At 49.0% G+C, this 11,843-nt stretch carries 10 protein-coding genes; 3 read left to right on the top strand and 7 right to left on the bottom strand.

The window, feature by feature from the left end; translation table 11 throughout:
- The first annotated feature begins 8 nt into the window (after positions 1–8).
- Genes AC27IB_RS16315 through AC27IB_RS16305 form a run of 3 tightly spaced genes read left to right on the top strand, consistent with a single transcriptional unit; the run spans position 9 to position 3,912 of the window.
- On the top strand, positions 9–1,214 hold the full coding sequence (locus AC27IB_RS16315) for an ABC transporter permease (protein WP_296051333.1): 1,206 nt from the start codon (positions 9–11) through the stop codon (positions 1,212–1,214).
- Between the two features lie 59 nt (positions 1,215–1,273).
- Positions 1,274–2,605: a sigma-54-dependent transcriptional regulator gene (locus tag AC27IB_RS16310; protein WP_487122246.1), complete on the top strand. Its 1,332-nt coding sequence runs from the start codon at positions 1,274–1,276 to the stop codon at positions 2,603–2,605.
- A gap of 32 nt (positions 2,606–2,637) precedes the next feature.
- Entirely contained in the window at positions 2,638–3,912 is a 1,275-nt protein-coding gene (locus tag AC27IB_RS16305; RefSeq protein WP_487122244.1) for a sensor histidine kinase, read from the top strand.
- A gap of 22 nt (positions 3,913–3,934) precedes the next feature.
- Here AC27IB_RS16305 and AC27IB_RS16300 read toward each other — a convergent pair whose 3' ends face one another.
- From AC27IB_RS16300 to AC27IB_RS16270, 7 genes are all read right to left on the bottom strand, one after another.
- Positions 3,935–4,138 (bottom strand): helix-turn-helix transcriptional regulator, encoded by a 204-nt coding sequence (locus tag AC27IB_RS16300; RefSeq protein ID WP_296053177.1) that lies wholly within the window; start codon positions 4,136–4,138, stop codon positions 3,935–3,937.
- The gene (locus AC27IB_RS16295; protein WP_487122242.1) at positions 4,131–4,664 is read right to left on the bottom strand and encodes a hypothetical protein; all 534 of its coding nucleotides are present in this window, start codon (positions 4,662–4,664) and stop codon (positions 4,131–4,133) included. Before AC27IB_RS16295 ends, AC27IB_RS16300 begins: the two co-directional genes overlap by 8 nt.
- A 145-nt stretch (positions 4,665–4,809) precedes the next feature.
- Positions 4,810–5,415, bottom strand: a complete 606-nt coding sequence (locus tag AC27IB_RS16290) for a hypothetical protein (RefSeq protein ID WP_487122240.1) — start codon at positions 5,413–5,415, stop codon at positions 4,810–4,812.
- A gap of 1 nt (position 5,416) precedes the next feature.
- A complete protein-coding gene (locus tag AC27IB_RS16285; protein ID WP_487122238.1) occupies positions 5,417–6,364 on the bottom strand; it encodes a sterol desaturase family protein in 948 nt (315 codons plus the stop codon).
- 225 nt (positions 6,365–6,589) lie between these two features.
- Complete coding sequence (locus tag AC27IB_RS16280; RefSeq protein ID WP_296053170.1) at positions 6,590–7,078, bottom strand: DUF4442 domain-containing protein; 489 nt, start codon at positions 7,076–7,078, stop codon at positions 6,590–6,592.
- A 78-nt stretch (positions 7,079–7,156) separates the two neighbouring features.
- Entirely contained in the window at positions 7,157–8,737 is a 1,581-nt protein-coding gene (locus tag AC27IB_RS16275) for a tetratricopeptide repeat-containing sulfotransferase family protein (RefSeq protein WP_487122236.1), read from the bottom strand.
- Between the two features lie 70 nt (positions 8,738–8,807).
- Complete coding sequence (locus AC27IB_RS16270; protein ID WP_487122234.1) at positions 8,808–11,279, bottom strand: TonB-dependent receptor; 2,472 nt, start codon at positions 11,277–11,279, stop codon at positions 8,808–8,810.
- Positions 11,280–11,843 lie beyond the last annotated feature (564 nt).

Here is an 11,843-nt window from a genome sequence, read left to right as displayed (position 1 = left end):
GCCGCATGATGTTAGAAATTAAACCCATTATTAACGCCCTGCGCCGCTCTAAAGTGGGCGCAATCCTGCTGCTGATCCAAATTGCCATTACCACCGCGATTGTCAGCAATGCGGCCTTTATCATTCAGGACCGGATGACGTACCTGCAGCAGGAAACCGGTTATCCGGAGCAGGACATCTTCTCCATAACCGTAATGACCTACGGCAAGGATCGGGATTTGTCTCAGCAGTTTGAGGAAGACGAGGTCTTACTGCGTAATCTGCCTGGCGTGGTGGATGCTTCGCTCAGTAACGCAGTACCGCTCAGCGGCTCCGGCAGCGCCTCGGGGATGGGCCTGAAGCCAGCGCCAGAACCAGGCCGTAACGTTCGTGCCGGTTATCTGTTTGGCGACGACCACATGCTCAATACCCTGGGCGTTAAGCTTACACAAGGGCGTAACTTTGCCCCTGACGAAGTCATCGTAACGCAGGATCCGGGCAAAGTCCCTAACGTGGCCATTGCTTCGTCGACTTTTGTAGAGGAAGCTTACCCTGATGGCGACGGCCTGGGTAAACTCATGTACATGGGTGACAAGCCATTCAAAATCATAGGCATCGTCGATAAGATGAAAGGCCCGTGGCTGAAAGACGACCGACCGGATAACGTGGTGATTTTCCCCTACATCAAAGCCGAAACCTATCAGCATATTATTGTGCGTACCGAGCCTGGTCAGCGTGCTGCCGTAATGCAAACGGTGGAGGATAAATTATTAGCCGCCTACGACAAACGAGTATTCACCAATGTGATCACGCTGGACGAAAATAAGCGCCAGTACAATGCGTCGGATACGCTTATGCTAAGAATGCTGATGGTCCTCATTGTGGTACTGGTAGCGATTACCGCACTGGGCATATTTGGTCTCACGCTGTTTAATATCAGTAAGCGAACCCGTCAGATTGGTACCCGCCGCGCGCTGGGTGCCCGCAAGTCAGATATTATTCGCTACTTTCTGGTAGAAAATACCCTGATATGCAGTGGTGGGCTGATTATTGGTTGCACCGCAGCGGTATTAATGGGTCAACAGTTACTGCAGCGGTTTTCGCTGCCGGCGCTGGAACTGCAATACATAGCAGGTACCGCAGTGATGGTGCTGGTGATGACCCTGTTGGCGGTCATTTTTCCAGCCCGACGGGCGGCACAAATTTCACCCAGCGTTGCCACCCGCAGTATTTAACGGTAAGGTCGTAAAGTGTCAGCATCTAACCCTTAACAGGCTGTTTAAGCACTGAAATTATGGATAAAATTCTACTTGTTGATGATAACCCGGCAGTGCTTGAGGCACTGTCGTTGTTACTGGAAATTCATGGCTATACGGTAGTGACCGCAAACACCCCTGTGGCTGCCCGGCAAATTGTGAATTACCAGAGTATATCGCTGGTTATCCAGGATATGAATTTTAGTGCCGACACCACCTCCGGCGAGGAAGGTAAGCAGCTGTTTAAAGCCCTGCGCGAGCTTAACCCGCACCTGCCGGTGATCTTAATTACCGCCTGGACCGAGCTTGAACAAGCTGTCGAACTGGTAAAAGCCGGCGCCGCAGACTATATAGCCAAGCCATGGGACGATCAGAAACTGATTAACACCGTGGCAAACCTGATAGAGCTGGGCAAAGCCCGTTCGCAAAGTGCACAGTTAGCAAAACAGCAGACTGTTTTCTTAGACGCCAGAGAAGCCGCTAACAAGGTTGGACTGGTTTATCAAAGCGCAGCCATGCAGCGCCTGATAGACATGGTTATTCAGGTAGCAAAGTCCGATATCAGCGTGTTGATCACCGGGCCAAATGGTAGCGGCAAAGAAAAAATAGCCCAGTTGATACAGGCGTGTTCCCCGCTCAGAGACAAGCCATTTATTAGCATTAATGCCGGGGCGTTACCCCCGGATTTAATGGAAGCTGAGCTATTTGGTGCCGAACCCGGCGCCTACACCGGGGCACAGAAAGTGCGGATCGGTCGCTTTGAAGCCGCAGACGGCGGCACTCTGTTCCTCGATGAAATTGGCAATTTATCACCCACCGGACAAATGAAATTACTGCGGGTACTGCAAACCGGCGAATTTGAACGTCTGGGCTCGGTACAAACCCGTAAGGTTAATGTTCGGGTTGTGTCAGCCACCAATGCAGACTTAACAACGGATATCCGACAAGGCCGTTTCCGTGAAGATTTATATTACCGGCTGAACGCCATAGAACTTCGGCTACCACCGCTCAGTGAACGACCGGATGATGTAATGCCGTTAATTACGCACTTTCTGCCCGGCCGGGATATCGGTCTGGATGTGCAAAAAGCCCTGGCTGACTATACCTGGCCAGGTAATGTCAGGGAGCTGGAAAATGCCTGCAAGCGGGTGGCAGTACTCAAACCCGATGGCGATATTCGCCTTGCCGACTTTGCCCTGACTGGCTCCACTTCGGTTACTCATGCAGCCGTGAGTGCCGAGCCTTCCCGTCAGGCACTGGAGTATGCCATCGAAAAACATGAAGGTGTTATCGCCCGGGTGGCAAAAGAATTTGGTATGAGCAGACAATCGCTCTATCGCAGACTGAAAAAATTTGGAATTGAGTATTGAGAACGGCATTGCCCCCTTTTTTTATGGTGTACATGGCTACCGTGATAGCCGTGACCGTAGCTTTCACCCCACTACTATGGCTGCTTGACTGGTCAATCAACCTTAAGATTGCGTTGTTCGCTTTTACGTTAATTGTGTGCATGCTCATTATGAAAAAAGGACTGGCCCGGCTTTCAACCTCGCTGGACTCGCTAAAAGTGGGGCTGCTTAACTTTAAAGACGGTGAGTTCTCAAACCAACTTGTATACCGGGAAAAAGACCCCTTAGGCGACTTATGCTTGCTGTATAACGAGTCGGCAGAAAAATTACGCCAGGAAAAACGCTGGCTGCATCAGCGGGAACTGATGCTCGATAAGGTGTTGCAGAGTTCCCCTGAAATTCTGCTGTTACTCAACGACCACCAGCAAGTGGTCTTCAGTAACTATGCAGCCAGAGACTTCTTTCATGCCAGCGACCGACTGGAAGGCTTTCCCTTATCAGCCTTGCTGGATAACATCTCCGCGCCGGCGGCCACCGTTCTCAGAGAAGCAAAAGAAGGGTTGTTTACCCTGCCCTGCTCAACCGGTGAGAACGAAACCTGGCATTTATCCATAGGCCGTTTTGTACTGAATAATCAGCATCACAGACTGTTTATTCTTAAACAAATGACCCGTGAACTGAGCCGTCAGGAAGTGGCGGTCTGGAAAAAGGTGATCCGGATTATCAGCCATGAACTGAATAACTCTATTGGCCCGGTGTCTTCCCTGCTGCACAGTGGCCGTCTGCTCAGTGAAAACCTCGATGAACCTCGGTTAGCGCGCGTTTTTGCCACTATCTCTGAACGTGTCGCACATTTAAGCGACTTCGTGCAGGGCTATGGTAAATTTGCCAAACTTCCTGAGCCTAAGCCCGAAAAAATTAACCGGGTTGCGTTTATTTCTCAGTTACAGCAGCAGTGGCCGTTTCATTATCACGAAAAAGGCGAAGGAGAGCTTTTTGCCGATACCATTCAGTTGGAACAATTGCTGATCAACCTGTTAAAGAACGCCCATGAATCTGACTCCCATGCAGAAGATGTTACCCTGAGCATTACCCTTAACAAACAGCACACCATTATCGAAGTCAGCGATTTAGGTAAAGGCATGTCTGAAACTGTACTTTCCCAGGCGCTGGTGCCCTTTTATTCTACCAAGAGTTCAGGCAGTGGTTTGGGACTGGCTTTATGTCGGGAGATTGTAGAGGCCCATCATGGCCAGATAGCACTGCAAAACCGAGAGGGCGGCGGCCTGACCGTGCGCGTCACATTCCCTGCAATGTCGACCACCTGAATCTTTAGAGTCTATTAAGAGACTACTTAAGGGCAAACACCTGCTCCACCGGCACCTCAAAATGGGCTGCAATTTTAAGTGCTATCACTACTGACGGTGTAAACCGACCGGTTTCCACCGTGCTAATGGTTTTCCTCGACACGCCGATGGCGTCGGCCAGTTCCTGTTGGGAAAGCTTGTGCTGCAGGCGAAGTTTATGGATATGATTATCCAATTCTTCATTCATCAGCATCTTCCTCACGTAATTTCCATAAAATCAGCACGCCATGGGTGAGCATGGCCACCCCTAATAGAACGAATATTGCGTCGGTCAGACCGATGGGTGTTAAGGACTCAAGAAACCACTGGCTATCTCCCAGAATAGCCAGCAGAAATCCGCCGTTCATCATAATGTGGCAGGTCGCCCGTAAGCTAAACGCACTTACATAGTCCGCATACTCATCCTGAAATTTCAGCGACCAAAATCCCAGGCGGTTTGTATACCTGTAGAATTTCATTGATTTCATTGATAACAAAAAGACCAGGATAACACCTGCCAGCATGGTACATCCCAGCCCCCAATACATCACACTACCTTTATCCCCAAAGAAATCCTGTGCCACACTCATCAACAAAAGTATTGCCGCGGCAACGCTAATTTTACCGGTATAGGCCAAATATTGCTGCTCTACCTCAGCTGTCACAACTCCCAGGAACGCATTAATCTGCTTTCTGCTTTCATTTGTTTTGTTTCTGGTTTCATCCATTTCCATTTTAAAATTCCTTAATAAGTAACCTTACTATTACACATGAAACCTATACACACCATATGTAACCCATAGGTATCAATGATACCCAAAGGTTACACATCTGCAAGTTATTTTTTACGGTTTTGCAAAAGAAGGTTCTAAAGGCGAGTTAGTGAGCGGATTGTTGCTGCTTAAAAAATGCCCTGTAACCAAGCGCCATGGCTCTGGCGCACTCGGCCGGCGATGGAGCATTATCAGAACAGACACCTTTCATTAGCTCGGGATACTGTTCAGCGACCCAGCGCCTTGCCTCGTAATAAATGGGTTGGTCGTTGGAACTGGTCTCAATAGCGGTAATCAGATTCTCGGTAAAAGTGAGATGGAAGGAGTCTGTCACATCAAAACCTGTTTGCAGGGCCATAACCAAATCATCCTGCACAGTGATCCGACAAATCACGGTGTGGCTGACGGGGTCGGCTTTGCATGGCATGCGTTTGACTATCTTATAATTCCCCCCTTGTGCCCACGCCTGATAGCGAAAGATCGATTGGGCGGAATCTCCGGCATGCCGTAAATAAGGTGCCAGCCGGTTCGCATTAAAAGAGTAAAATGCCTCTATGAATTGTTCTGCGATGGCCAGTTGCGGTGTTTTATCTTCTGCCCGGGCAGGTAAAACAGCCGCCAGACAAAGGCCTGCAAACAGGCAGGCATGCCGTGTAAAGCTTAGCAACATGCCGCTTCGACCTGTTGCATCTGGCACTAGCGGCACGCGCATTTCAATATTTCGTGAGTTTACGGTTAGACACAAATGCGATTTTATATTGGTCGAGAATACTTAAGGCTTTACCCGAACCCGCGCCAATTTTTTCCACATCGGTGCGATCTGAATAGGTGCCAAAAATCCGATCCCAGATAATGATGACGCAGCCAAAATTAGTATTGCTGCTGGCGTAGTCATAAGAATGGTGAAGGTGGTGTTGTTCTGCAGTGGTAAAAAACCAGCCATAGATACCGGATTTCAAGGGTAGATTCGCATGGGTTAAATAGGCGCTAAAGAGTGTAAAGGCGCCGGATACCGCGATGACTTTATCGCTGGCCCCCATCGTGGCCAGAATAATGGGTGAGCCCACAAATAAAGCTAAAAATTCCAGCGGATGGCCGCGATCCGCCCGTGCCGCTCCCATTTTTGTGATGTGATGATGGGTTGCATGGATACGCCACCAGAACAAAGAACTATGCTGAACCCGATGTAACCAGTAGTAAATAAACTCTATGAGGGTTCTGATCATAATGGCAGCAAAGACCAGTCCTAAGACCGAAGTCGGCTCAATGGTAATGCCCAGTGGCAAAGTATCCCGCACGGCTTTAAACCCTTCAGATATGGGGGTTTGATAAAAATCAGTATAAAAGGGATACCAGATAAACACCGCGCCCGCGAGCCAGAATACATCCTCAGCAAATTCCTTATGAGTCAGCACCCAGTCCTGACGTTTTGTCCAAATTCTTTCGGCAATGAGCACCAGAGGCAACGGCAGTACGATCATTAGTGCCGTAAATAAATCGGCATCAAACCAATTGTGGATCTGTATTGAGGCAACCGCAAAAACGGCTGAAAAGACTAATACGGGTTGCGGCAGGCTAAGCAAAAAATCACGCCAGGCGGACGATTTTGCTGATGACGGCGCAACAGATACAGCCGGCTCACTGGTGGGTTGTTCACTCATAAATCCATCCGGGGAAATAGTCTGGAGAAGGGCCTGTAGACCTCAGAAATTAAGGTCCTGGCACCGTGTATGAACAGTTACCCTTTTAACTGCGCACATAACCACCGGCGTCGACTCCATTCAATATAGCCTATTTTTTGAACAATCACCATTGGAGTTAATGTGTATTCCTGCGCGCCTGACAAAAGCAAGCAAAGACCGGCAGATTTTGCGCCGCAACCCTGGCTATTTACGCTTGGGCACCCAGGCCCATAACATCTCACAAATAAGCGGTTCGACGGAGTTTGCGTCAGTCACTGTTACTTTAACCAGCACCTCACCTTTTTCCTGCCGCTGCATCATTGCAATCTGTTCGTCAGTGAGTGAGGCAACGGCTGTCATATCACCGGTTGCCCGTTTAACGTATTGTAAATTCATCGACTTAATCAGCGGTAACTTATCTCCGGGCAGGTTTAAACCCACAATAAAGCCTGTGGCCGACTCAGCCAGCAAAGCCATTGCCGCAGCATGAACACTGCCAATATGATTCTGCACTTTTTTATAATTAGGTTGCCTGAACGTCACGGTGGAAAAGTCTGTAGAGACAATATCTACCCGGGCAGTTCCCGCCAGTTTGACTTTGTAACGGAACATCCAGGTCAGCAGTCGACTGCTCAACCAGGCAGGGTAGTGATTCACTTTTTCGGCATAGCGTCTTAGGGGATTACTCGACATAAACTAAAGGCTCAACTGGTTAGACCAGAAGAGCCTACGTTTTCTCACAGCACAAATCAAGAGAAAGCCGTTTACAGGTTATTCAGCGGATAGATCGCCTAGGAGTGTTTCCAGCTTTTTGGTATGGGCAGCATACTGGCGCCAGCGCCCGATTGAACGGGTATTTATTGCCTCTCTCACCTGCACCTTACTGGCAGTTGACACCGGTGCTGTATTATTTTCCACCTGCAGGCAGGCCGATTCCCAATCCAGACCGCAAAACTCAATCAACGCCCGGACTTCCTCATCAGGCCGGGTTACCAGTTCCTCGTAGGATTGCAGCCGCACGTGCTCAGGAAACAAGCGCTGCCAGTGATGCACTAAAGAATAAAAATTCTTATAAAAACGTCCTGTAGATTCAAGATCATAGGCGTAAGCAAAGTACGGACTGTTTAATGAAAACAGCTGCCGGTAGTTGCCGATGCAGGTGTCCATAGGATCCCGCAATAAACAAACAATCTTCGCGTTGGGCAATGCCCGTCGAATTAATCCAATATAGAAGAAATTAAACGGTAACTTGTCTACCAGGTGTGTCTTTTGGTTTAGCAAAACAGACGTTCTTTCGAGGTAACGGCTACCCAGTTCGCGAAAAGAAAGCTGCTCTGCTGCCTGTAAAGTTGGCAGGTCGAGCACCTGATTAGAGGGCGTTTTCGTCAATTCTTTTACAGCCAGTCCAAAATCCTGAAGCTCGCCGCCAGAGGCCACCTCGCTATGGCTGGTAATAATTCGTTCCACCAGAGTAGTCCCGGAACGGGGCATACCGAGCACAAAAACAGGCTGTGATGACGGGTTGCCCTGCGCCGCGCTTATCTCGCTTGGTTGTTGCGCCAGCAGCCAGTTAAAAATGGCCTCATAGTGGTTTTCAACGGCCGCAAACTGACGCCGTTTAGCTCGTTTGGCGTCGTCCAGTACTTTGAAAGCTTTGTCATACTCCTTAAACGCTTCGTACTCTTTAGCCAGTGCGTGACTCAGGTGTAATTTGCCATCTGTATCAGTAGTTTTTGAATGAAGAACAGTCAGTCTCTCAATGTGGTTGGTACTGTCACTTATACCGCCTAAATCGGAGAGCGCAAAGTGTGCCTGATAATAATCTGGCTTCAGTGCAATAGCTTGCTCAAAGGCCTGTCTTGCCGTCTCAAACAACCCGGCAAATTTGGCGGATACGGCATAATTATAGTGAAAATGGGCGTTGTCCGGTGCTTTTGCCAGCGCCGCTTTAAAATAGTCCAGCGCTTCCTCGTGTAGCCCTACCCGGCTGAGTGCAACCCCAACGGTATCCAGCGCCAGCGATTTCTCCAGACGGGATACCGGGCAGTGGGAGGCGGCCTCTACCGCCGCAGGCATATCACCTAACAGCGCATGGCACTTGGTCAGATAAGCATAGGTTTGCGGTTCCCTCGAAAGAGCCACGGATTTTTCTAACAGGCGAATGGCCTTCTGAATTTGCAGTAATTCAATATGCACCATGCCGAGCAGAAAATACGCTTGCGCATCATCCCCGAATTGTTTAATCAACGACACACATGCGCCGTGTGCAGCGACATAATCTCGTTGATTAATCGCACTCAGCGCCTGCTGAATAAACTGTTGCTTGTTTTGCATAGGTTGTGGTTCCAACAAAAAGGCACCTTACGGTGCCTTTAAAGCATAGACTTGCCGGGCCTGCCATGCAGTCCCTGGTTACGCAGTTTTACATTTCAAACTGATAACTGAACGTTACACCAACCGTGCGCGGGCGCAACAGGAAGTGGCCGTAACCACGCTGTAAATCGGTGCGGTTAATCTCTATATCACCCATTCCCTGATAACCCTGGTGTGCACGAGTCGATACGAAAGCATACTTGTCGAACAGGTTATCAACATAGAAAGTCACACTCCAGTCAAAATCGGAGATTTTGGCCGTCAGGTTACTCACCGCATAACCGGCCAGGCTCTCACCACTACGACGTTGACCTACCGTAGTAATGATATCGCTTTGCGCAGTAATACCGTAGTTAATATCCAGCATCTTATCGCCAAAGACTTCCTGCGTGTAGGTTAAACCGAGCGAGAACTGCTGCTCAGGTGAACCTGGCAGGCGGTCACCATCTTTACCATCAAACAACTGGTCAAGATTGGTTGGGTTACCATCTTCATCAAACTCGTCGTAAACATTAAACAGGAATGGCGCATCTGCTGTGAGCTCTGCCTGGGTGTATGAATAGGTTGCATACATGGTCAGTTCGTCACTGAGTACCGCACGGGTGAATAATTCTACACCCCGGGAGTTAGCGCCTTCGGCATTGGTCGTAATGGGCTGCTGACCGTTCACCGTTGCACCACCTACCTGGGCGTCTTCCCAATCCACGTTAAACACCGCAGCATTGAAGTGCAGCTTGTTGCGGAAGAAGGTGGTTTTAACACCTAACTCATAGTTGGTGGTGGTATCGGCGGTGTAAACCTGCTCATCTGGCAGTGCACAGATAATCTGGTTGGTAATTTCATCGATGTCCGGAGGACACGCAGCCACACCGTTAGCACCACCGATACGGAAACCTTCGCTCACCGTAGCGTAAACCAGCACATCGTCAGTCATCTGATAGCTGGCATTTAACTTAAACAGCGTACCAGAATCATCCGCGCCCTCTTCACCGAAGTCGAGAACGATGGAGTCGGAAGCTCGGCCTAAAAACACACTTTCAAATAACGGTAAATCAACCGCAGAACGGGAGTTCACCTCGTATTCGTAAGCCCGTAAACCGGCGGTAATGGACAGTTTATCGGTCACTTCGTAGCTTAGTTCACCAAATATGGCCTGCTCTTTTACGTCGGTGTAATCTACCGAGTAATATTCCAGTGAATCCGGACGAGGATTTCCGCCTACGCCCCACACATCCAGTGCATACTGGTCGAAACCGGGGGTAAATTCCTTACTGTAACCATAGCTTTCAGTGTCATAGTAGAAAGCACCGACAATCCACGATAACGGGCCACTCGGCTCAGACACTAAACGGATTTCCTGAGTAAAGCGGTCGATATCGCCCACTTCTTCCGTAAACGCACTGAACGCCGGGAATTCTTCATAAGAATAAGCCAGACGAATCAACAGGTCGGTTTGATCGCGATTACCAATGTCTTCAGAAGTAGACCAACCCGTTGCGGAAACCAATTCAGCGAAACCTAAATCGGCCTTTAACTCCAGACTCAACAGGTCATCTTCCTGCTCACGAGGTTCTTCGTAGCGATAGCCTGATTCATAGGGCCCTAAAACGTCATTCAGTCCATTGGCTGGATCCAGAGCGCCATACTGCGTAATCGAGCGACCTTCAACTTCACGCTTTTGATAGAAGTAGGATACCGTACCATCGAACCAGTCATTCGGTGTCCAGCGTAAGGCGACACGTCCGGTCAGGGTTTTTTCGCCGTTGGCATCTTTTACCTGTTTAAGGTTGTCTGCCACTGCCGTAGGGTCTGTCCAGTCAGGATCAGGCAGAGAAACGCCGCTTTCACGCACAACATAGTTGTAATCCAGGTACCCCGGATCGTTGAAGTAGTTGACTGCAGCGCGCACAGCCAGGGTGTCATCGATTAAAGGCGTGTTAAATACGAAGCTGGCTTCACCGCCCATGGAATCACTTTCCGCAACGCTGAAAACATCACCTTTCACGCGGCCAGTGGTCAGATCCATCTCCACTTCATTGGGCAAATAACGAATGGCACCACCGAGCGTACCGGCACCGTAAAGAGTCCCTTGTGGGCCTATTAACACCTCAACCCGGGCAACATCGATTAAACGCATGTTCAAAAATAGTGGTACATCGCCGAAGTACGTGGCTACGGTGCCACCATCGGAAGACGGGCCCGAGGAATTGGTATTCAAACCCCGAACAATAATAGGCGAGTCTGTACGGCCACCCTGGTTAGTAATTGTCAGACCCGGCACCCAGCGTGCCAAATCTTCCAGATCTTCTAAATTCTGGTCTTCCATGATATCAGCGGTAATCGCTGAAATATTTAGCGGAACTTCCTGTAATGAACCGGTACGGCGGGTTGCCGTTACTTCAATCTTTTCGATCTCTTTTGCACCATCCGGCACCTGGGCCATAGCAGTTGGTACCATACAGGCAGTCATGACTGCGCTGGCTACAATAGAGTAGGCAAATCGATTACCTGGTTTATTCATGTGTGCTCCTCAACGGCGATATAACGACAACTTGCTTTTTATTTATCCGCCGACTACAGCAGCATTTGTGCCTATTTTTATTGATTTAGCCTAATTATTTAGCTGTTTTGTACAAATAACCCGCATACTTATGCATTAGTGGTTAAGAAAAATGCAATAAAGCCTTAAGCGCAGACTTTTAAGTGCCCAATACAGTGCAAAAATGCATTTTATAGTCGGTTAAATTTTGGATATTCACCATTTTAGGGCGAAAATTAAAACGTCGCACACAAAAAATGCATAATTATGTGAATAAATATGTAGAAAGACACACTTTGGCACAACTGTGCTGATGCCATGGGTATCCTGAAGGATTCGCAACTATCGGCCAACCGCCGACAACGGATTAATTCAGTGTATTAAAAGCGAAGGTGAAAGCGGCACTATTGAAACAACTACGTTGTCGCAGGCCCCTTGGGGTCGCGCTGTGCATTACTTCTGAATTTAAAAACTTCTCTGGATGAGAAATTGGAGCGGGAAACGAGGTTCAACTGGCAGCCAAGCTGTCGCTGGCCCCTTTGGGTC

This window comes from Alteromonas sp. 4NH20-0104, assembly GCF_057547795.1.
The sequence above is the reverse complement of the archived record's forward strand: the minus strand, read 5'-3'. Positions and strand labels throughout refer to the sequence as shown.